We start from the raw sequence: 21,369 nt of genomic DNA on the forward strand, positions 1-21,369 counted from the left end.
CCCGTTATGTGAGATCATCGTCCGCCGCCCGGGCGGCCCACTGGGCGAAGCGTTCGCCGTCGGTGCGCTGGTCGATGAAGTTGCGCACCACGCGTTCGACGTAGTCGCCCAGTTCGGCGCCGGTCACCTTGTGGCCGCGCAGCTTACGACCGAAGCCCGCGTCGAGGCCGAGCCCACCGCCGAGGTGCACCTGGAAGCCCTCGACCTGGTTGCCGTCGGCGTCGGTGACGATCTGGCCCTTGAGCCCGATGTCGGCGGTCTGGATCCGCGCGCACGAGTTCGGGCACCCGTTGAGGTGAATGCTCAGCGGCGGCAGGTCCGCGGCGGCTGTCAGGTCCGCCAGCCGCTTCTCCAGGTCGTCGACCAAGTCCTTCGCGCGCTGCTTGGTCTCGACGATGGCGAGCTTGCAGAACTCGATCCCGGTGCAGGCCATCACCCCGCGCCGCCACGGCGACGGTTCGGTGGACAACCCCAGCGCGTCCAGCTCGCCACGCAGGCCCTCGACCTCGGACTCGGCGACGTCCAGGACGACCAGCTTTTGCTGTGGCGTAAACCGCACCCTGGTCGACCCGGCGCGCTCGGCGGCCTTCGCCACCCCCATCAGCGTGGTGCCGGACACCCGGCCCGCGACCGGCGCGGCGCCGACGTAGTACTGGCCGTCCTTCTGCTCGTGCACGCCGACGTGGTCGATCGGATGCTCCGGTACCTCCGGCTCCGGGCCGTCGATGAGCTCGCGGCCCAGGTACTCATTCTCGAGAACTTCGCGGAATCTTTCTGGCCCCCAGTCCTTGACCAGGAACTTGATGCGGGCGCGGTGCCGCAGCCTGCGGTAGCCGTAGTCGCGGAAGATGCTCACGATCCCAGCCCAGACGTCCGGCACCTCGTCCAGCGGCACCCACGCGCCGAGCCGCTTGCCGATCATCGGGTTGGTCGAGAGCCCGCCGCCGACCCAGACGTCGAAACCCGGACCGTGCTCCGGGTGGTTGACCCCGACGAACGCGACGTCGTGCACCTCGTGCGCGACGTCGGGCAGGCCGGTGATGGCGGTCTTGAACTTGCGCGGCAGGTTGGAGAACTCCGGCGCGCCGATGTAGCGGCGCTTGATCTCGTCGATCGCCGGGGTGCCGTCGATCACTTCGTCCTTGGCGATACCCGCGACGGGTGAGCCGAGGATCACCCGAGGACTGTCGCCACAGGCTTCCATCGTGGTCAGGCCCGCGTCCTCGAGGCGCTGCCAGATGGTGGGCATGTCCTCGATCTGGATCCAGTGGTACTGGATGTTCTGCCGGTCGGTGATGTCGGCCGTGTCGCGCGCGTAGGTGTGCGACAGCTCACCAAGCAGGTGCAGCTGCTCGGTGGTCAGCGCGCCGCCGTCGCTGCGCACCCGCAGCATGAAGTACGAGTCGTCCAGCTCCTCCGGCTCGAGTGTGGCGGTCTTGCCGCCCTCGATACCGGGCTTGCGCTGGGTGTAGAGGCCGTACCAGCGAAAACGTCCGCGCAGGTCACCGGGGTCGATGCCGTCGAAGCCGGTGTGGGCGTAGATGTTCTCGATCCGGGCGCGGACGTTGAGCGGGTTGTCGTCCTTCTTGCTCTGTTCGTTCTTGTTCAGCGGCTCGCGGTAGCCAAGGGCCCATTGGCCTTCGCCCCTGCGCCGACGTGGCTTCGACGTCCGCTTGGTGGGAGTGGTCACGTCGTCCTCCGGTATCGCGACGGGTGCCTGCGTGGGTGCTGGTCGTGAGCGGGCAGCGCGACGCGACGTGCCGTGCCGGCCACTCACCAGGTGGGAATTGCGGAAAACCCCAGGTAGGTCAGGCCGATGCCTGGCACAGGGCGCTAGAGACGCGCCGGTAGTCGACGTGGCGACGAACCACGAGCAGGACACCGGCGGAAGAACTCATGGCTCTTAGAGTGCCATCCGCCCAGGATGTGGTCTAGCGCTGTTCACATGGTGGGAGCAACGCCACTCTGTCGCGGCGCCGGGTCGCGAGGCACACCACCTGGGACACTGGAGGCGTGCCAGCACTGCCCGACGGCGCCGAGGCGCCCCGCGACGGAACCCTGCCCGAGACCGCCCTGCGCGGGCTCGGCGAGCGGCCGTTCGGCGTGTACGTGCACGTGCCGTTCTGCGCCACCCGTTGCGGGTACTGCGACTTCAACACCTACACGCCGGGGGAGCTGTCCACATCGCCCGAGTCGTGGCTGGACGGCCTGCGCGCCGAACTGGACCTCGCCGCCAGGGTGCTTGGCGAGCCGCCCCGCGCGCGGACGGTGTTCGTCGGCGGTGGCACGCCGTCACTGCTCGGCGCGGACGGCCTCGCCGCCGTGCTGGACGTCGTCCGCTCCACCGTGGGGCTCACCGACAACGCCGAGGTCACCACCGAGAGCAACCCCGAATCGACGTCGCCGGAGTTCTTCGCGGGCATCCGCGCCGCGGGCTACACCCGGGTGTCGCTGGGCATGCAGTCGGCCGCGCCCCACGTGCTCCGGACGCTCGATCGGGTGCACACGCCAGGACGTCCGGTCGCCGCGGCCAAGGAAGCCCGCGCGGAGGGCTTCGAGCACGTCAACCTGGACCTGATCTACGGCACGCCCGGCGAGACCACCGACGACCTGCGCGCGTCGCTGGACGCGGTGCTCGATGCCGGAGCCGACCACGTCTCCGCCTACGCGCTGATCGTGGAGGACGGCACCGCACTGGCACGCAAGGTCCGCAACGGCGAGCTACCGATGCCGGACGACGACGTCCTCGCCGCCGACTACGAACTCATCGACGCGACGCTGGCCGAGGCGGGGCTGCGCTGGTACGAGGTGTCGAACTGGGCCGCGTCGGCCGAGGCGCGCTGCGAGCACAACCTGATCTACTGGCGCGGCGGCGACTGGTGGGGCGCCGGTCCCGGCGCGCACAGCCATGTCGGCGGCGTGCGCTGGTGGAACGTCAAACACCCCGCCCGCTACGCCGCACTGCTCGCGGCGGGGGAGTCGCCCGCCGCTGGTCGCGAGCTGCTGTCGGTGTCCGACCAGCATCTGGAGCGGGTAATGCTGGAGCTGCGACTCGCCGACGGCCTGGCGCTGGACGTCCTCGACGACGCCGGGCGACGCGAGGCGCGGCGGTCCGCGACCGAGGGGCTGCTGGACGTCGACGCGCTCGCGGCTGGCCGGGCGGTGCTCACCGACGCGGGGCGATTGCTCGCGGACGGCGTCGTCCGGCGCCTGGTCGGCTGAGCGGGGACGCCTCGCCCGGACCACGCCGCGCCGCGCACCTCATCTCAGCGCCGCTCGCCCCGGACCACCCGCCCGGCCGCGACCAGCTCGATCATCAGCAGTACCGCGATGGCCTGGGCGGCCAGCACCCCGACCAGCACCAGCAGCTGCGCCGCGCCCGCCTCCAGCGGGCTCGCGCCGCCCAGCAGGACGCCGACGTAGGCGCCGGGCAGGGTGACGAGGCCCACCGTGCGGGTCTGGTCCAGCGACGGCACCAGCGCCTGGGACGCCGCTGGCCGGAAGACCTCGAGGGCGGCGACGCGCGGCAGGAAGCCGAGTGCCAGGGCGGCCTCGTACTCGCCGTAGCGGTTCTCCAGTTCGTCCAGCGCGCGCCTGCCCGCCAGCGACGTCGCCACCATGGCGTTGCCGATGAGGATGCCCGCGATCGGGATGATCGAGACGCCGCTCATCGGCACCAGCCCCGAGCCCAGGATGAGCCCGAGTACCGGTGCGAGTCCCGCCGTGATCGCCACCGCCGCCCACGCGCCGCTGCGGTCGCGGGTGATGCGCCGCCAGGACGTCACTCCGGCCGCCGACAGCATCACGACCAGGAACAACGCCGTCAGCCAGCCGGAGCGCAGCACGAACACGATCACCGTCGACACGGCGGCGAGCTGGATCACGGCGCGCGCGGCGGCGAACACCGTCGTCCGCGCGGTGCCGAGCTGGCCGACGGCCGAGACGATGGCCGCGATCGCCACCAGCCCCATGAGGACGACGGCGAGGACGGCGTTGATCGGGATGACGGCATCGCGCACGGTAACGATCTTGCCCTGTTCCGCACTCGGACACATCCCAAGGCCAGGCGACTCACAAGACACCAGTTGGCGACGGCGCCGTAAACTGGTCGGTAGTCATCGGCGAGCGGAGGTGAGATGGCCAACGCGGAAGACCGCAAGTTCGAGGTGCTGCGCGCTATCGTCGCCGACTACGTGTCGAATCAGGAACCGGTCGGGTCGAAGGCCCTCGTTGACAAGCACAACCTGGGTGTGTCCAGCGCGACCGTCCGTAACGACATGGCCGCGCTCGAGGACGAGGGCTACATCGCCCAGCCGCACACGAGCGCGGGCCGGATCCCCACCGACAAGGGCTACCGGGTGTTCGTCGACCGGCTTTCCGAGATCAAGCCGCTGAGCGCGGCCGAGCGGCGGGCGATCAAGAACTTCCTCGAGGGCGCGATCGACCTGGAAGACGTCATGCGTCGGTCGGTGCGGCTGCTCGCGCAGCTCACCAGGCAGGTCGCCATCGTGCAGTACCCGACACTGTCGAACTCGACGGTGCGTCACATCGAGCTGGTCTCGCTCACCCCGGCGCGGCTGATGATCGTGCTGATCACCGGCAGCGGCAGGGTGGACCAGCGCACGGTCGATCTCGGCGATGTCATCACCGAGGACAACATCGCGCGGATGCGCACCGTGCTCAACGGCGCGCTGGAGGGGGAGCGGCTGACCGACGCCGCCGCGGCGGTGGCCGAGCTGCCGGAACAAGCCCCTGCTGAGCTGCGCGACGCCATGATGCGGGTGTCCACGGTGCTGGTGGAGTCGCTCGTCGAGCATCCAGAGGAGCGGCTCGTGCTCGGCGGCACGGCCAACCTGACCCGCAACGTCGCCGATTTCCCCGGGTCACTGCGCCAGGTGCTGGAGGCGCTCGAGGAACAGGTCGTCGTCCTCAAGCTGCTCGCGGCGGCACGCGGACCCGGTTCGGTCACCGTGCGCATCGGTGAGGAGAATGAGGACGAACAGATGCGAAGTACCTCTGTAGTGTCGATCGGGTACGGGTCCGACGACATGCTGTTCGGGGGTATGGGCATTGTTGGTCCGACGCGCATGGACTACCCGACCACGATCGCGGCCGTGCGTGCCGTGGCCAACTACGTCGGCCAGATCCTGTCCGGAAGGTAGCGCCGCGCTGGTGTGAGGTTCCGGTCGCTGCACTGCGCCCATGATCTTGAGGAGGACGACGAGGAGTGGCGAGGGACTACTACGGCATCCTGGGTGTCGCGAAGAACGCCAGTGATCAGGAGATCAAGCGCGCCTACCGGAAGCTTGCCCGCGAGTTTCACCCAGACGTCAACCCGTCCGAGGACGCTCAGCAGAAGTTCGCCGAGGTCACCACGGCCTACGAGGTCCTGTCCGACCCGCAGAAGCGCAAGATCGTCGACCTGGGCGGCGACCCCATGGACAACGGCGCGAGCGCGCGCGGCGGGCGTGACCCGTTCGCCGGGTTCGGCGGGCTCGGCGACATCATGGACGCCTTCTTCGGCGGCGGCGCCGGTGCCGCGGCGGGCAGGGGCCCGCGCAGCAGGGTGCAGCCCGGTTCCGACGCCCTGATCCGGGTCGGCCTCACCCTCGAGGAGTGCGCCACCGGGCTCTCCAAGGAGATCGCGGTCGACACCGCCATCCTGTGCGACCTCTGCCGGGGCGACGGCACCAACGAGGGCGCCACCATGGCCACCTGCGACACCTGCGACGGGCGCGGCGAGATCCAGTCGGTGCAGCGGTCCTTCCTCGGTCAGGTCGTCACCGCGCGGCCGTGCCCGGTGTGCCACGGCTTCGGCGAGGTCATCACCGACCCGTGCCGCAAGTGTGGCGGCGACGGCAGGGTCCGTTCGCGCCGCACGGTCACCGCCAAGATCCCGGCCGGTGTCGGCGATGGCATGCGTATCCGGCTGTCCGGGCAGGGCGAGGTCGGTCCCGGCGGCGGTCCCGCTGGCGACCTCTACGTCGAGATCGACGAGGAACCGCACGACGTCTTCATGCGCGAGGGCAACGACATCCACTGCCACGTGCGCGTGCCGATGACCACGGCGGCGCTCGGCGCGACCGTGCCGCTGGAGACCCTGATCGACGGCGAGCACGAGCTGACGCTCGAGCCGGGTACCCAGCCGGACACCGAGCTGGTGCTCACCGGCAAGGGCATGCCGAAGCTGCGGTCGTCCGGCCGCGTCGACGGACGCGGTGACCTGCACGTCCACGTCGACGTCGTCGTGCCGACCAAACTGGACGATCAACAGCGCAAGCTGCTTTCCGAGTTGGCGGAGCTGCGCGGGGACGACTCATCGGCCGTGCTGACGGGCAGCAAGCAGTCCGGTGGGCTGTTCTCCCGGTTCCGCGCCAAGGCGGGCCGCTGAGCCGCGCGTGCCGCCGTGACGCCTGACGGGACCACCCCGGGGGATGCCGCCCAGGAGCGAGACGCGGACGGCACGGCGTTCTCGTCCCGGCTGCCGCTGTTCCTCGTCGACGCGCTGCCGTCCGGCGGGGAGTTCGTGCTCGACGGCGAGGAGGCTCGGCACGCCGCCACCGTGCGCCGCACGCGTGTCGGCGAGCGGGTGATGCTCGGCGACGGCACTGGCGGGATCGCGCGGTGCGTCGTCGCCGAGGTGCGTTCCGGGAAGAATCCCGCACTGACGCTCTCGGTGGAGCGGCGGACGTCGGTGCCGCCGCCGGAGCCGCGCGTGACCATCGTGCAGGCGTTGGTGAAGGGCGATCGCGGTGAGCTCGCGGTGGAACTGGCCACGGAGGCGGGCGCGGACGCGATCGTGCCGTGGCGTGCTGCGCGCTGTGTTGCCCGCTGGGACGACGGTCCACGCGGCGCGAAGGCGCTGGCGCGGTGGCGGGCGAGCGCACGGGCCGCGACAAAGCAGGGCAGGCGGCCGTGGCTGCCCGAGGTACGCGATCCCGTTGATCTGGCTGGGGTTTCCGATCTAGTGCGTGCCGCCGACGCGGCGTTGGTGCTCGACGGTGAGGCGTCTCACGGGATCGGTGATGTGACGCTGCCGTCGTCCGGTGAGCTGGTGGTGATCGTCGGGCCGGAGGGCGGTATCACCGACGACGAACGCGACGCGTTGGTGGCGGGCGGTGCCGTTCCGATGCGGCTCGGGCCGTCGGTGTTGCGGACGTCGACGGCGGCGGCGGTGGCGCTCGGTGCCCTCGGCGCTTTAACCACTCGCTGGGCTTAAGTCAACGGCTTCCTGTCGTCGTAATCGATGCGTTTGCATCCGGATGTAATCATGCGAACGCATACGGTACAAGCACTCAGATATCGCCGCGAATGTGACAGGATCCTATGGCGAACATGGCGAATCTATGGTTAGTATGCAGGGCAGCAGGGGGCCAGAATGGACCCCTGACACAGACTCCGCCGGACACCTCCCCCCCTCGGTCCGGCGGCGCCGCGGAGGCGGTGGAGCGACCCCCAGGTTCCACCGCCCCGCGGCTTCTTTAATGCGACCCCGTGCCTGTGTCGGTCGGAGGTTTACCGCACATCCTTGTCCGCGACGACGAAGAGCGAATGATGCGGTTTGGCGTTGCCAAACGGACCGTGTGGCCAGGCGTCCCGGTTGAAGTCCCAGCCACGCTCGGGCACGAACAGATCGTTGAACTCCTCGTCAACGGAGATCTGGCCGTCTTCGCTCACGGTGGACACCCATAGCTTGTGGTCGCCACCGTGCCCGGACCGCGCGACGAAGTAGTCCGTCATCGACAGCATCGTGGGCTGGTCGGTTTCGTGGTACTTGCCGTCCGGCCCGAGCTTGAAGTTGTCCGCGTTGCCGAAGTGTGGCCCTTTGCCCGGCTCATCCGCGTTGATCCCGGCGGCACCTGCCAGCGTCGGGCAGTCGTTGGCCTTCGGCTTGGCGTGCAGGTCGCATTCCGGGTCCTCGCCGTTCACCAGCTTTGATATGTCCAGCGCGATCACGCCGCCGGGTGCGCCGGGATCGTCCGGGCTCAGCGTGCCTTTGTGGCGACCCATGATCGTGTGGTACAGGAACCGATCGTTCTCGCTGACCCAGATCCAGCCGCCATTGGCGTCGGCACCGTTGTCGCCGCTGTCCGGGTTGAACGCCTTGAACGCGGCACCGTCGTCCCACACCTTCCGCCACTGTGGTTTCGGCGCGGTGATGTCGGGCGTGTAGAAGATCCCTCCGCCCTTCATCGTCTGTACGAACGCGCCCTTGTGGTCCGGCTGGTGGGTTACGGCGACCTCCATCACCGCGCTGCTGTCCTCGTACCGGGGGTCTGCCACGTCCTCGTCCGGATCGTTGGGTAGGTACGACACCGACCTGACCTTCGGGTGGTCGCGGTCGGAGATGTCCCAGATCCGCACCGTGCGCCGGAACAGGTACGGCGACGGCGGGGGGACCGGGTCGAGGATGAGGCTCCTCGGCTCGACGTAGTCAGCGGTGACCATCGTGTCGAGGTCCTCACGCAGCTGGATGCCGTGCGGGTTGGCGCAGCTCGGCTTGCCCACCGGCACCATGCTCTGGCAGCGCTTCGGGTCCTCACCCGCTGGCGTCGCCGCTGGGGACTCGGAGAGCACCTTGGCGTTGCGGTCGAAGCGCACGACCATCCCGGGACCGCCGGCGAAGCCGTTCCCGGTACGCACCGAACCGTCCGAGTAACGGTACGGGCCGGGCACTACCGGGCCGCCCATGTAGGTGGCGTAGGCGGTGCCGTCGCTCAGCACCCAGTACGCGTCCGGCACGGACCCGCCCATCGTGTCGGTCGGCACGCTCACGCCGTTGAGCTTGATCTCCGGCAGGGCGGATACGTCGAAGGAGTAGGTCACCGAGCTGAACAGACCGCCGGCGTACACGGCGTCGCCCCGGTGCCAGGTGTACTGCATGTGGTGTGGCTCGTTCTCCACGAGCGGTCCGACTGTCGCCGTGTTCACGAGTCTGCCGTACGACGGCGAGCCCTTGGTCACGTCGATGACCGCGAGGAAGTCCGGTCCCACCGACGCGTTCCTGACCTTGTTCACCGGGTCTCGCAGTGATTCGGGGAACTTTTCCACGTCGTCAACGGCGGTGTCGGCGATGTTCTCGTCACCGGCCCACACCAGCAGATACTTCTGTGGCTTGCCGTCGGTGTCCTGCTCGGCGTACTCGCTTACCACGTGGTTCGTGACGGTGAAGGCTTTGTCGGAGAGCTCGCCGTTGCCCTTCGCCGTGCTGGTCGAAACCACCACGTCGCCGTACGCTTCGGTGTGCTTGACGAACCGCGCTTCGGTGTCCGCATGCGCCGTGCTCGCCAGCAGGTACGTGCTGGCGAGCACGGCGACAAGCGTGACCGCGAACGGTCGCTTGGTGTGTGGCTTGGCCATGAACGTTACGAACCCTGCATCTGCTTCGCGCCGTCCTTGATGGCCTGCCGGATGCGGTAGTACGTGCCGCAGCGGCAGACGTTGCGCATCTGGGTGTCGATGTCGGCGTCGGTGACCTCGCGTCCCTCGGCGTGGACCTTCTTCACCAGATCCACGGCGGCCATGATCTGGCCTGGCTGGCAGTAGCCGCATTGGGCGACGTCGTGCTCGAGCCAGGCTTTCTGCATCGGGTGCAGGTTGTCGGGCTGGCCTAGGCCTTCGATGGTGGTGATCTCGTCGTCCGGCTTGATCTTGGACACCGGCACCGAACAGGGGTTGAACGCGCGGCCGTTGATGTGGCTGGTGCATGCCTTGCAGACGTTGATGCCGCAGCCGTACTTCGGACCGGTAACGCCGAGTACGTCGCGGAGCACCCACAGCATCCGCACGTCGTCGTCGATGTCAACCGTCACCTGACGGCCGTTGACAATGAAACTGCGCTCAGGCATTGGATCTCCTTGTTTCGAAACGGATCAGGGGTGCAGCGTTCCCTTGGCCTTCGCGGGCGCGGGGTAGTGCTCAAGGCCGTTGGTTGGCGACTGCGGGATCGGCGGCACGTGGGGCTTCACCTCGAATGGGATGCCCGCGTTGTGGCTGATCGGGAGGTAGTCCGGATAGGTGCCTCGTGCCGCGCCGATGGCGCACGCCACCGCCGCGAATGTCGGCGCGACACCCACTTCGCCGAAGCCACCGACCTCGGCGGCGGGGTCTTCCGGCAGCAAGATCACTTCCACGTCCAGCGGGACGTTCCACTGGCGGGTGTAGCGGAAATCGTCGTAGCTGCCCTCGAGGAAGGCCCCGTCCCGCAGGTGCAGGCTGTTGGTCTGGGCCAAGGAGATGCCGTCCATGATTCCGCCCTGTAGCTGCGCCTCCGCGCCAAGGGGATTCACCAAGTGCCTGGCGACCGTGGTCACGAAGACCGCACGAGTGACCCGCGGCCCGGTGGTCGCACCAGGGACCTTCCGGTTGACCGTCTCCGGTCGGCAGTCGACTTCGACCAAGCACGCCGAGTACTGCTTGTACTCTTCGTGCACGCCGATGCCCTGCGCGACACCCTTCGGCAGCGACCTGCCCCAGTTCCCCGCTTCGGCGACCTTCTCGATCACTTTGCGGAACTTCTCGTTCTTGGCTAGATCTCGCCGGAACTCGTAGCGGTCTCGGTCCAGTTCGTTGGCCAGTTCGTCAACGAACAGCTCCTGGGCGGCGACCACGTTGGGGTTGTACACCTGGCGCATGGCGCCGGTGTTGAAGGTGCTGCGGGTGCGGGGCGCCCCGGGTTGCTCTGTCGCCTGCCTGGTCTCCATGAGCAGCTGCTTGGTGGGGCCCATGTTGTACGGCCAGACCGCGGTCAACTCGAAGATGACCTCCGACACGGCCAGTTCGGCGCCGGGCAGTCGGGTGTACATCGCGGCGGCGGCATCACCGAACCCGTGTCCCCAGTCGGTGAACACGCTCATGAAGCGGTTCTCGAGCGAGAGCACGTCCTTGCCGTTGTGGTGGGCGCGGATCTTCGACACTTGCATCGGACGGCCGCGTCCCTGCCGGTACTCGTCGGCACGGTGCCACATCATCCGCACCGGAGCCCCCATCTTCTGGGACGCCTCTGCCGCGTCGAGGGGACCGTCGTTGAACAACCTGCGGCCGAAGGAGCCGCCCGACCCGACCACGTGGAACTTCACCGCGCTGATCGGTAGCCCCAACAGTTTCGCCGCATCGGCTTGGGCCGTGATCGGAAGCTTCGCGGCACCCCAGATCTCCGCGCTGTCCTCCTTGACGTCGGCGATCGCCGTCGCGGGCTCCAGAGGAGCGTTGTTGGTGAAGGCGAAGGTGTACTCCTTCTCGAAGGTCTTCGTGCCCGGTATGGCGGGCAGGACCCACGGTGGCGCGGCGTCCTTCAGTTCCTTCTCGATCGAGGCGTCCGATGTGCCCGCCACCGGGCCCGGATTCCAGGTCACGTCCAATGCGTGGATCGCGTCGATGCACTGCCCGAACGTCCTGGCGCGTACCGCCACCCCGGTGGTGATGGTCTCAACGTGGGTGACACCTGGCATCCGCTGGACGTCCTCGGCGTTGTTGACGGACTTGACGGTGCCGTTGATCGTCGGCGGTCGGCACACCATGGTCGGCAACGCGTCCGGCATGTCGAAGTCCGTGACGAACTGCTTGCGGCCGGTGACGATGTCCAGCGCATCGACACGCCTGGTCGGCTTGCCGATGATCTTGAACTCCGACTCTGGCTTGAGCACGGCCTGTACCGTCTTGTTCTGCAGGGTGGCGGCTTCCTCTGCCAGCTCCCCGTAGGACAGGACCTGCCCGGTCGGGGCGAGAATCTTGCCGGACTGGCCCGTCAGCTCCGACGCCGCGAGGTCCAGCTTGTGGGCCGCGGCCTCCAGCAGCGCACCCTTGGCGATCGCCGCGGCCACTCGCACCGGGTAGTACTGCGACCCGATGCTGGTCGATCCGCCGGTGAGCTGGTTCCACACCAGTTCGGGGCGGGCGTCGGCGTGCGTGACACGGACCTTCTCGAGCGGGACGTCCATCTCCTCGGCGATCAGCATCGCGATCGCGGTCTGGACGCCCTGGCCGACCTCGGTACGCACCATCTCGTGCGAGACGGTGCCGTCAGGGTGGACCTGGACCGTGATCAGATCGGATGTGGGTTTCGCCGCGTCGTAGATCGCGTCGCTGAGGTCGTAGTTGTCGGAGGTCTGTGGGTTCGACGGCACGCCGCCCGCGAGAGCCTTCGACTGGTCGAGAACGCTGCCGACGAGCGGGGCGGCCGCCACCACAGTGGACCCGGCCAGCAGGTAGCCCAGGAACCGGCGCCGGCCGGTGACGGGCGCGCCTATCTGCTCCGCGTCGGCGGCGGTATCCGCTGACGGGGCAGACGGGGAAGCATTGGGCTCCGGAGTCGAACGGCGTGATGTCATGGCCTCGTCCTTCCTGGTCATGGCCTTGATTCTTGCCTGGGCATGGCTGTAGTCCTGCTCTTGCCGAAGTCGGGGAGGTGCTGCTTAGAGATCAGCTCAAGCCAGGCCGTGCCGGGGAATGCACCGACGGCGGGTTCAGCGGACGGCACGTTCAGGTCGACGGTGTACGTCCTGCGGCAGGTGACGATCTCCCGCGTGTCCACTTGCGGGCGATCGAGCATTCTCCGAACTCCTTCCGCGGCGATGCTGAAGTTTCTGCCACGCTCGTACTTGCCGTCGCGGCACAGTGTCGATCTTTCGCGCAGCAGCCTAGGGGCTTGACGTGACTTGCGTTACCCCAATATGGGGGTATGAATTGGGCCGAACGGCCGCGTCAGACTACCCCATATGGGGTATAAATCAGGGCAGCAGGCGCAGGCGTTTCGCGATGGCCAGCGCCTGCAGCCTGCTGTTCGCCCCCAGCTTCGTCAGCAGCGACTTCGTGTAGCTGCGGACCGTGTTCTCGGTCAGGTTGAGGCTGTTGGCGACCTCGCGGGTGGACTTGCCTACCGCGAACCCGCACAACACGTCGTACTCGCGCGGCGTGAGCCGTTCGACGAGCTCGTCGCTGTCCGGCACTCCGATGGGGTCTCGCGACTGGTCGAGTGCGCGCGGGTCGACGTACTCCTCGCCCGCCAGCACCGTGCGCAGCGCCGTCACCAGCAGCGACTCGTCCTTGAACACGACGCCCGCCGCCCCGGAGCGCAGGCACGCGCGGAGTGGTTCGACCTGCTCGTAGGCGGTGTGCAGCAGGATGCGGGTTCGTGGTGCGGTGGTCGTCATCTCGCGGCACACGTCCGGGCTGGCGTTGTCGCCGAGACGCAGGTCCAGCACGACGGCGTCGGGCTGTAGCTCGCCGACCATGCGGATGCCGGACGCGGCGTCTTGCGCCTCGCCGATGACCGTCATGTCGGATTCGGCGTCGATGAGCTGCCGCACGCCGAGCAGCACGACCGGGTGGTCGTCGACGACGACGATACGGTGGATCGTCACCGTTCACGCGGCAGCCGGACGTGCAGCCGGACACCGCCTTCCTCCCTCGACGTGAGGCTCAGGGTGCCGCCAAGCTGTTCGACCTGACGCAACATCGACGCGCAGCCCCAGGACCGCCCGTCGTCGGGTACGGCGGCCGCGGTGAAGCCGTCGGGGAGCCCGACGCCGTCGTCCTGCACGACCAACGACAGGTGCCGCCCGCCGTACTCCAGTGTCGCCACCACGAACGACGCGCACGCGTGGCGCTCGATGTTGAACAGGGCCTGGCGCAGACACGCCAGCACCGCACGTTCGATCTCGGGCTCCACCGGCACGGGCGCGTGGAGCAACAGCAAGTGCGCGCTCACACCGCTGCGGGCACTGAAGTCGTCGACGTCACGTTGCGCGGCGACCGGAAGCCGGTCGATCGGCTCACGCGGGGTCAGATCCGACAGCGTTTCCCTGAGCTTCGTGCTGGCCTCGGTGGCGAGTCGCTGGATATCACCGATCAGCGCGGTGACGTCAGGGTCGGCGTCACCGGCCGCGGTCAGCGCGGCCGCGCGGCGCGCTGCCACCGTCAACGCGAACAGTGTCTGTCCGACGTCGTCGTGCAGCGCGCTCGCGATGCGCTGCCGTTCCTGAGCGGCCCGGAGCCTGGCGTGCCGCTGCTCGGCCATCGTCGTGGTGAGCAGCGGTCGCCGTGGCCGGGGTGTCCCGCGCCGGGTGCCTTCGCGCGGCTGGCGGGCATTCGACGCGGATGTATGACGATCAGTGGGGCATAGCGTCCGAACGTCGTCGGTGGTGGTCACGATCACTCCCACGTGCGCAGGTCAACTAGCGTCGCCTCGTCGTCGATGGTGGTCGCGATTCGGACGTCGGTGGTCAACCGCAGGCCCGATCGGACTTGGTCTCGCACGGCGGCGACCACCTGTTCGGCGGGCGCGCCGGGTTCGGGAACCACATCACAGCGTAGTTCGTCGCGATGTGCGTCACGGTTGACGACGAACTGGTACGCCGCCACACCGCTCACCCCGCGCATGGTGGCTTCCACCTGCCGGGGATGCAGGAACATGCCGCGGACCTTCACCGCGGCCCCGACCCTGCCGAGGATGCCCGCGAGCCGGCGTTCGCCGTTGTCGTCGTAGTGCCACGCCGACAGGTCGCCGGTGCCGAACCGCACCAACGGATACTCCGGTCGCAGCGCGGTGACCACGATCTGGCCCTCGCCCTCGTCGATCGGTGCTCCGGTGTCGAGGTCGCAGATTTGCACGACGACGTCGTCTGGCACCACGAGCCCCTCGCCGGGCGCGGTCTCGTAGCCGAGCAGGCCGGTTTCGGCTGTGCCGTAGGCCATCAGCACCGTCGGCACCCACTCGGTCAGCGACGCCCGAAGGTCGTCCGGGAGCGGCTCGCCGGTGACAAGGGCCGCGCGCAGCTGCCATTCCTGCTTGTCCAGCTTGGCGTCCGAGTAACGCTCGATCAGCGAACGCAGGTAGCTGGGCAGCCCGGCGTAGGCGGTGACGCTGAGGTCGCTGACCGCCCGCGCCTGCAGGTCGAGGTTGCCGACGCCGCCAGGCAGGACCGTGCACCCCAGCGCCTTCGCCGCCTCGTCGAACATCGCGCCGGCGGGGGAGAGGTGGTAGCTGAAGCAGTTCAGCAGCACGTCGGACGCGTCCACGCCGCACGCGCGCAGCGCGGGTCGCCACCGCCACGGGTCTGGTCCCGGCAGCTGTGGCTCGTAGATCGGCCCCGGTGACTGGAACACCCGCGCGACGTCGGCGTCGGGGGCGAGCAGACCACCGAACGGCGGCTCGGCGTGTTGCCGCGCCAAGACGTCGTCCTTGGTCTGCACCGGAATCGCGGCCAGGTCGTCGACGCCCGTGATCGTGCCGGGGTCGACGTCCGCCTCCGCCAGTCGCGCCGCGAACGCGGGCACTCGCCGCGCGGCGTCGGTGACGACACGCGCCACCCTGTCGGACCGCGTGATCGTGCTGCTTTGTGAGCTGCCTGTCGACATGTTCCCCTCGCTACAGCCAGCGCTTTCTGCGCTTGTAGTGCTTGACATCGCGATAGCTCTTGCGGGAGCCCTCCTCGCCGAGACCGAGGTAGAACTCCTTGACGTCCGGGTTGTCCCGCAGCTCGGTCGCCGACCCCTCGAGCACGATCCTGCCCTGCTCCATGATGTAGCCGTGGTGGGCGATGGCCAGTGCCCGAGACGCGTTCTGCTCCACCACGAACACGGTGGTGCCCAGCTCGGCGTTGAGGCGCTCGATGTAGCCGAAGATCTCCTGCACCAGCAGCGGTGCCAGGCCGAGCGACGGTTCGTCGAGCATCAGCAGCGTCGGCTTGGCCATCAGCGCGCGGCCGATCGCCAGCATCTGCTGCTCGCCACCGGAGAGGAACCCCGCGGTGCGGGAACGCAGGTCGCGCAGCCGAGGGAAGTACTCGTAGACCAGCTCGAGGTCGGATTTCGACGGTCGTCCCTTGGTGTAAGCGCCCGCGATCAGGTTCTCCTGCACCGTGAGGTGCTCGAAGACGTGCCTGCCTTCCATACACAGCGAGATGCCGCGCTTGACCCGCTCCGCCGCGTCGATGTGGGTGATGTCGGCGCCGTCGAAGGTGATCGAGCCGTCGGTGATCTCGCCGTGCTCGGTGGGCAGCAGCCCGGACGCCGCCTTGAGCGTGGTCGACTTGCCCGCCCCGTTGGAGCCGAGCAACGCCACGATCGAGCCGGTGGGAACCTCGAGCGAAAGGCCCCGCAGCACCAGGATCACCTCGTCGTAGATGACCTCGATGTTGTTGATGGCCAGCAGCGAGCGGCCGGGCACTGCGCCCGGATCACCGGCCGCTCGCTGCGTGTCCACTGTGGAGCTGGTCATGGCGTCGCTTCCGCCGCCAGCTCGGTCATCTCGCCGTCGGAGACCTCGTAGATGCCGGTGCCGTCGACACCCTTGTGGCTCTCGGCGCTGAACTCGACCGGCTGCGTCACGCCGCCGGTGTCGACCGGGCCCATCTCCTCGAGCGCCTGCTTCAGGTTCGGGCCCGTCACCTCGGTGCCGTTCTCGACGAGGTGCCGGATGCCCTCGGCCATGACGTGCATCGTGTACCAGCCCTGCGTGTAGTGCAGGCCCTTCTGCTCAAGGCTGCCGCCCTCGCTCTCCAGGTGCTGTGCGGCGTCCTCCAGGCCGCTGGCGCCGCTGTTCGGCGGCGCGAACGGCTGCACCATCACGTGCCCGTCCGCGGCGTCACCGGCGAGCTTGATGAACAGCTCGTCCGAGCACCAGTTCAAGCACACGATCTTCATGTCGAGGTTCTGCTGCGCGATGTTCTTCGCGACGACGGCCGCGGGGCTGGAGACGTTCTGGATCACGACGTACTCCGCGCCCTGCGACTTCGCCCTGCCCAGCTGCGCGACGTAGTCGGTCGCGCCGGACGGCATCGCGTACGACTTGTACCCGAGGTCGAGGTCCTTCTCGTCGATGTGCTTCTTGCCGTCGGCGACGGGAGACTCGCCGAACGGGCTGTCGTGGTGGAACACCGCCACCTCGGACTCGCCACCGGCGTCCTCGGAGATCCAGTCCAGCGCGACGCGCATCTGGTCCGAGTAGGTGGTGGCGACGACGAAGTTGTACGGCGTCTCCTCGGGGTCGACCAGCGTCTCCGCGTAGGACGCCGACATGAACGGCAGCTCGTCCTGGGCGACCTTCTGCCGCAGCGCCTCGGTGTCGGCGGTGCCCCAGCCCTGGATGGCGACGACGTCCTCGTTGACGTACTGCGAGTACAGCTGTTCCGCGCGGGCGACGTCGTAGGCGTAGTCGTTGAGCTTCAGCTCAAGGTCGCGGCCGTCGATGCCGCCGTTGGCGTTGAGCCAGTCGACGTAGCCGCGGATTCCCTCGCTGTAGGGGGTGCCGACGTCCGCCGTCGCGCCGGAGAGGTCCGAGAGCACGCCGATGGCGATCGGACCACCGTCCTCGCCACCGGTGCCCGCGTCGGGGCCGCCGCAGGCGGTCAGGGTGAGGCCCGCCGCTGCCGCGAGGGCGAGGGTGGTGCGCATCCTGTGTTTCACTTCGTCAATCCTCCTTTGGGGACCTGCCGACCGGTCAGTACCGGAACGGCCAGAACCGGATGTAGTCCTTCATGCGTTGCCAGATGCGGTTGAGCCCGCGTGGTTCGAAGATCAGGAACAGCACGATCACCAGACCGAACACGATCACCTGCACGGCGGGCACCTTCGCCGCCGCCTCCGACCACGCGCTCTGGAGGTCTTGGCCGAACCGGGTGATCAGCGCGGGCAGGGTGATCATGAAGACGGCGCCGTAGACGCTGCCCGCGATGGAGCCGAGCCCACCGACGATGATGATCGCCAGATACAGCACCGAGACGTCCAAAGTGAACCGTTCCCAGGTGACGATCCCGGTGTAGTGGGCGGTGAGCGCGCCAGCCAACCCTGCATAGGCCGACGAGATCGCGAACGCCAGCACCTTGGTCTTGGTGACGTCGATGCCCATCGCCGATGCCGCGATGTCCTGGTCGCGGACCGCCATGAACGACCGGCCGAGCCCGGTGCGGAACAGGTTGCGCCCGGTGATCACCGCCAGCACCGCGAAGCCCGCGATGATCCAGTACCAGTGGAAGTCCTTGCGGAACACGAACCCGGCCATCTCCAGGCGTGGCAACGAGATCGCGTCGGTGCCGCCGGTGACGGCGTCCCAGGTGCGGACGGTGAACAGGATGATCTCCTGCGATGCCAGCGTCGCGATCGCCAGGTACAGCCCCTTCAGCCGCAGCGCGGGGATGCCGAACAACGCGCCGATCACCGCGGTCGTCAGCACCGCCAGCGCGATCGAGACCGGCACCGGCAGGTCGCCGCGCAGGTGCAGGATCGCCGAACTGTAGGCGCCGACGGCGAGGAAACCACCCTGGCCGAGGCTGATCTGGCCGGTGTAGCCGACGAGTATGTTGAGCCCGATCGCGCCGACGATGGCGATGCCGATCTGGTTCACGATGGTCAACCAGTACGGCGAGACCAGGAACGGCAGCGTCAGCACGAGCAGCGCCACCAGCACCAGCCGCGCCTTCTCGGCGCGGGTGTGGCGCAGCCGCAGCTCGCTGGCGTAGCTGCGATGGAAGACCCCGGTAGCGGTCGCTGGCATGACCTAGACCCTCTCGATTCGTGTCTGACCGAACAGTCCGTACGGGCGGACCATCAGGATCGCGATGAGAACGATGAACGGAACGACCTGTTCGAACCCGTTGCCGATGTAACCGGCGGAGTACTGCACGAGCAGGCCGATGATCACGCCGCCGACGATGGTTCCCGGTACCGAGTCGAGTCCGCCGAGGATCACCACGGGGAACACCACCAGGCCGAACCCGGCGAGGTTGGCCGACACCCCGGTGAGGTCGGCGAGCAGGATGCCGCCGATCACGGCCGTGACCGCCGCCAGCGCCCACGCCAGCGCGAACACCCTGCGCACGCTGATGCCGATGGTCAGCGACGCCTGCTGGTCGTCGGCGACGGCACGCATCGCGATGCCGTGCCGGGAGCGGGTGAAGAACAGCGTGAACGCGGTCAGCACCACGGCTGCGATCGCGATCGCCGCGAGGCGGCTGTAGGGGATGGTCGCGCCCGCGATGTCCAGCGAGCCCGACGGCAGGAACTGCGGCGTCTGCTTCGGCGACGTCCCGAAGAAGAACTGCACGCCGCCACCCAGCACGGACGACAACCCGATCGTCACCATGATCACCGCGATGGCGTCCTCGCCGATCATGGGCCGCAGGATGAACCGCTCCACCAGCACACCGAGCGCGATCGCCACGGCGACGCCAATGAGGATCGCCAGGCTCCAGTGGAACCCGAACACCAGCATCGCGGCGTAGAAGACGTACGCCCCGATCAGCAGAAAGTGGCCCTGCGCGAAGTTGATCACGCTGGTTGCCTTGTAGATCAGCACGAAACCGAGCGCGGCGAGCGCCAGGATCGCGCCGTTGGACAGCCCAAACAGGGTCAGCTGGAAGAACTCGGTCATGTGCGGCCACTCCAGACAGGCCTGCGCCGGTGCCCCTCGGGCAGCGCGAAGGTGGACAGATCGAAGATGCGCAACGGCGTCTTGCGCTCGACGGTGGTGCCGTCCTGGTAGGTCACGGTGCTAGAGAGCGTGACTTCCTCGTCGCCGCGGGCGAGCGCGTCGATGATGTCGGCGTAGCGTTCGGCGATCACGCCCCTGCGCACCTTGCGGGTACGGGTGATCTCGTCGTCGTCGGGGTCGAGTTGCTTGTGCAGCAACACGAATCGCCGCACGCCGACGCGCTCCGGCAGGTCGGCGTTGGCGCGCACCACGTCCTCGGCGATCAGCCGATACACCTCGGGCTTCGACGCCAGGTCGGTATAGGTGGTGTAGGTGATGTGCTGCAGCTCGGCCCAGGCGCCGGTCGTCGCGGGATCGATGATGATCATCGCGGTGACGTCGTCGTCGGCTTCGCCACCGAACACCACCGCTTCCTCGACGTACGGGCTGAACTTGAGTTTGTTCTCCACGAACGCCGACGAGAACAGCTGCCCGTCCGCGGTGCGTCGGACGTCTTTGGCGCGGTCGATCACCACGAGGTGACCCTCGTCGAGGTAGCCCGCGTCGCCGGTGTGCAGCCAGCCGTCGGCGTCGACCGTGCCCGCGGTCTCTTCGCTGTTCCGGTGGTAGCCCCGGAACACCGACGACGATCGCAGCAGGATCTCGCCGTCGTCCGCGATGCGCAGCTCGGTCTCCGGGATCGGCTGGCCGACGGTGTTGAACCGGACGTCGTCGTCCCGGTGCACCACGGCGATGCCACAGATCTCGGTCTGACCGTAGATCTGCTTGAGGTTGACGCCGATGGCGTGGAAGAACCGGAAGACGTCCGGCCCGAGCGGCGCGCCGCCGGTGTAAGCGCGCTTGAGCCGCGCCAACCCCAGCTGGTCACGCACCGGACGCAACGCCACGGCGTCCGCGATCCGATGCGCGATCCGCTGCCAGGGGTTCGGTCGTTTCCCGCGAACCCGCCGCTCCGCCACGGCGTCGCCCACGTTGTAGCCCCAGCCGAAGACCTTGCGTTTGAGCGCGCCCGCCTCGTCGATGCGCACCTGGACGTCGGACAGCATCGACTCCCAGATGCGCGGCGGGCTGAACATCACGTCCGGGCCGATCTCGCGCAGGTCGGCGCGCTGGGTGGAGGAGTCCTCGGGGAAGCTCAACGTCAGGCCGTGCGAAAGCCCGCACGCCACCGCCAGCATCTGCTCGCCGATCCAGGCGAACGGCAGGAAGCTCACGTACCGGTCGGTGCTGTGCAGCGGGTCCACCTCGGTGAGGTGACCGGCCATGGTGAGCAGGTTCGCGTGCGAGAGCTCCGCCAGCTTCGGCAACGACGTCGTGCCCGACGTCGTGCAGATGATCGCGATGTCCTCCGCCGTGGTCGCCTCGACCCAGGAGTCCAGGCGACCGGGGTGCGACTCGCCCCACGCGCGGCCGGACGTCTCGACGTCGGTGAACTCCCGCAGATACGGCTCGTCGTACTGCTCGAGACCGTGCGGGTCGTAGTAGACGACGGTCTCGACGTTCGGCAGCCGGTCCTTGAGCCGGATGATCTTGTCGACCTGCTCCTGGTCCTCGGCGACGACCACCCGCACCCGCGCGAGGTCGAGCACGTGCACGACCTCCTCACCGATGCTGCTCGGGTAGATACCGACCACCGCCGCGCCGATGGACTGCGCCGCCAGCTCGGCGATCAGCCACTCTGGACGGTTGTCACCGATGACAGCGACCACCTGCCCGCGCTCGACGCCCAGCTCGGCCAGGCCGTGGGCGAAGTCGGCGACCCTGGCGGCGTAGTCGCGCCACGTGATCGGTTGCCAGATGCCGTAGCGCTTCTCCTGCAACGCGACGTCGTCGGGGCGCGTCGCGGCGAGCTGGCGCAGCAGCAGCGGGAAGGTGTCGGGGGTGCGGGCACCGGCAACCGCCTGCGACGCCGGGGGATGGGCCGTAGTGGGCATCGGAGC

The 21,369-nt window shown here is 68.4% G+C and carries 18 protein-coding genes; 4 read left to right on the forward strand and 14 right to left on the reverse strand.

Annotated features, from left to right (window positions below; genetic code table 11):
- Positions 1 to 4: 4 nt before the first annotated feature.
- Complete coding sequence (locus ACFQGD_RS11935; RefSeq protein WP_345396352.1) at positions 5 to 1,690, reverse strand: nitrite/sulfite reductase; 1,686 nt, start codon at positions 1,688 to 1,690, stop codon at positions 5 to 7.
- 323 nt (positions 1,691 to 2,013) lie between these two features.
- Between ACFQGD_RS11935 and hemW the strand changes: the two genes are divergently transcribed.
- A complete protein-coding gene (hemW, locus tag ACFQGD_RS11940; RefSeq protein WP_345396349.1) occupies positions 2,014 to 3,222 on the forward strand; it encodes a radical SAM family heme chaperone HemW in 1,209 nt (402 codons plus the stop codon).
- 44 nt (positions 3,223 to 3,266) lie between these two features.
- On the opposite strand, the gene ACFQGD_RS11945 is transcribed toward hemW, so the two are convergent.
- Positions 3,267 to 4,019: an ABC transporter permease gene (locus ACFQGD_RS11945; protein WP_390183542.1), complete on the reverse strand. Its 753-nt coding sequence runs from the start codon at positions 4,017 to 4,019 to the stop codon at positions 3,267 to 3,269.
- A gap of 117 nt (positions 4,020 to 4,136) precedes the next feature.
- Between ACFQGD_RS11945 and hrcA the strand changes: the two genes are divergently transcribed.
- From hrcA to ACFQGD_RS11960, 3 genes are all read left to right on the forward strand, one after another.
- Positions 4,137 to 5,162, forward strand: coding sequence for a heat-inducible transcriptional repressor HrcA (gene hrcA, locus ACFQGD_RS11950; protein ID WP_345396346.1), 1,026 nt, complete (start codon positions 4,137 to 4,139; stop codon positions 5,160 to 5,162).
- 65 nt (positions 5,163 to 5,227) lie between these two features.
- Positions 5,228 to 6,391 (forward strand): molecular chaperone DnaJ, encoded by a 1,164-nt coding sequence (gene dnaJ, locus ACFQGD_RS11955; protein ID WP_345396343.1) that lies wholly within the window; start codon positions 5,228 to 5,230, stop codon positions 6,389 to 6,391.
- A gap of 90 nt (positions 6,392 to 6,481) precedes the next feature.
- Complete coding sequence (locus ACFQGD_RS11960) at positions 6,482 to 7,219, forward strand: 16S rRNA (uracil(1498)-N(3))-methyltransferase (protein WP_345396587.1); 738 nt, start codon at positions 6,482 to 6,484, stop codon at positions 7,217 to 7,219.
- A gap of 296 nt (positions 7,220 to 7,515) precedes the next feature.
- Here ACFQGD_RS11960 and ACFQGD_RS11965 read toward each other — a convergent pair whose 3' ends face one another.
- The 12 genes from ACFQGD_RS11965 to ACFQGD_RS12020 form a co-directional block, all read right to left on the reverse strand.
- A complete protein-coding gene (locus tag ACFQGD_RS11965) occupies positions 7,516 to 9,360 on the reverse strand; it encodes a hypothetical protein (protein ID WP_345396340.1) in 1,845 nt (614 codons plus the stop codon).
- A 5-nt stretch (positions 9,361 to 9,365) separates the two neighbouring features.
- Positions 9,366 to 9,848 (reverse strand): (2Fe-2S)-binding protein, encoded by a 483-nt coding sequence (locus ACFQGD_RS11970; protein ID WP_345396337.1) that lies wholly within the window; start codon positions 9,846 to 9,848, stop codon positions 9,366 to 9,368.
- Between the two features lie 24 nt (positions 9,849 to 9,872).
- Entirely contained in the window at positions 9,873 to 12,350 is a 2,478-nt protein-coding gene (locus tag ACFQGD_RS11975) for a molybdopterin cofactor-binding domain-containing protein (protein WP_345396334.1), read from the reverse strand.
- Complete coding sequence (locus ACFQGD_RS11980; protein ID WP_345396331.1) at positions 12,347 to 12,550, reverse strand: hypothetical protein; 204 nt, start codon at positions 12,548 to 12,550, stop codon at positions 12,347 to 12,349. Before ACFQGD_RS11980 ends, ACFQGD_RS11975 begins: the two co-directional genes overlap by 4 nt.
- 178 nt (positions 12,551 to 12,728) lie before the next feature.
- A complete protein-coding gene (locus ACFQGD_RS11985; protein ID WP_345396328.1) occupies positions 12,729 to 13,361 on the reverse strand; it encodes a response regulator transcription factor in 633 nt (210 codons plus the stop codon).
- Positions 13,358 to 14,149 carry a sensor histidine kinase gene (locus tag ACFQGD_RS11990; RefSeq protein ID WP_345396325.1) on the reverse strand — a complete coding sequence of 264 codons (792 nt, stop codon included), beginning with the start codon at positions 14,147 to 14,149 and terminating at the stop codon, positions 13,358 to 13,360. The genes ACFQGD_RS11985 and ACFQGD_RS11990 overlap by 4 nt, the downstream gene beginning before the upstream one ends.
- Positions 14,150 to 14,151: 2 nt before the next feature.
- Entirely contained in the window at positions 14,152 to 15,357 is a 1,206-nt protein-coding gene (locus ACFQGD_RS11995) for a phenylacetate--CoA ligase family protein (protein WP_345396322.1), read from the reverse strand.
- Between the two features lie 10 nt (positions 15,358 to 15,367).
- Complete coding sequence (locus tag ACFQGD_RS12000; protein WP_345396584.1) at positions 15,368 to 16,153, reverse strand: ABC transporter ATP-binding protein; 786 nt, start codon at positions 16,151 to 16,153, stop codon at positions 15,368 to 15,370.
- A gap of 62 nt (positions 16,154 to 16,215) precedes the next feature.
- The gene (locus ACFQGD_RS12005; RefSeq protein WP_345396319.1) at positions 16,216 to 17,406 is read right to left on the reverse strand and encodes an ABC transporter substrate-binding protein; all 1,191 of its coding nucleotides are present in this window, start codon (positions 17,404 to 17,406) and stop codon (positions 16,216 to 16,218) included.
- A gap of 34 nt (positions 17,407 to 17,440) precedes the next feature.
- Positions 17,441 to 18,493: a branched-chain amino acid ABC transporter permease gene (locus ACFQGD_RS12010; protein ID WP_345396316.1), complete on the reverse strand. Its 1,053-nt coding sequence runs from the start codon at positions 18,491 to 18,493 to the stop codon at positions 17,441 to 17,443.
- Positions 18,494 to 18,496: 3 nt separating this feature from the next.
- Complete coding sequence (locus ACFQGD_RS12015; RefSeq protein ID WP_345396314.1) at positions 18,497 to 19,369, reverse strand: branched-chain amino acid ABC transporter permease; 873 nt, start codon at positions 19,367 to 19,369, stop codon at positions 18,497 to 18,499.
- Entirely contained in the window at positions 19,366 to 21,363 is a 1,998-nt protein-coding gene (locus ACFQGD_RS12020; RefSeq protein ID WP_345396312.1) for an AMP-binding protein, read from the reverse strand. Before ACFQGD_RS12020 ends, ACFQGD_RS12015 begins: the two co-directional genes overlap by 4 nt.
- Between the last annotated feature and the right edge of the window lie 6 nt (positions 21,364 to 21,369).

The organism is Haloechinothrix salitolerans, assembly GCF_042662605.1.
In the GTDB taxonomy this organism is placed as follows: domain Bacteria; phylum Actinomycetota; class Actinomycetes; order Mycobacteriales; family Pseudonocardiaceae; genus Haloechinothrix_A; species Haloechinothrix_A salitolerans.

Excerpts from the sequence above, each read along its gene's own strand:
- ACFQGD_RS12015 (WP_345396314.1), bottom strand. The coding sequence starts at position 19,369 with ATGACCGAGTTCTTCCAGCTGACCCTGTTTGGGCTGTCCAACGGCGCG.
- ACFQGD_RS11970 (WP_345396337.1), bottom strand. The coding sequence starts at position 9,848 with ATGCCTGAGCGCAGTTTCATTGTCAACGGCCGTCAGGTGACGGTTGAC.
- ACFQGD_RS11975 (WP_345396334.1), bottom strand. The coding sequence starts at position 12,350 with ATGACCAGGAAGGACGAGGCCATGACATCACGCCGTTCGACTCCGGAG.
- ACFQGD_RS12010 (WP_345396316.1), bottom strand. The coding sequence starts at position 18,493 with ATGCCAGCGACCGCTACCGGGGTCTTCCATCGCAGCTACGCCAGCGAG.
- hrcA (WP_345396346.1), top strand. The coding sequence starts at position 4,137 with ATGGCCAACGCGGAAGACCGCAAGTTCGAGGTGCTGCGCGCTATCGTC.
- ACFQGD_RS11965 (WP_345396340.1), bottom strand. The coding sequence starts at position 9,360 with ATGGCCAAGCCACACACCAAGCGACCGTTCGCGGTCACGCTTGTCGCC.
- ACFQGD_RS12020 (WP_345396312.1), bottom strand. The coding sequence starts at position 21,363 with ATGCCCACTACGGCCCATCCCCCGGCGTCGCAGGCGGTTGCCGGTGCC.
- ACFQGD_RS11980 (WP_345396331.1), bottom strand. The coding sequence starts at position 12,550 with ATGCTCGATCGCCCGCAAGTGGACACGCGGGAGATCGTCACCTGCCGC.
- ACFQGD_RS11995 (WP_345396322.1), bottom strand. The coding sequence starts at position 15,357 with ATGTCGACAGGCAGCTCACAAAGCAGCACGATCACGCGGTCCGACAGG.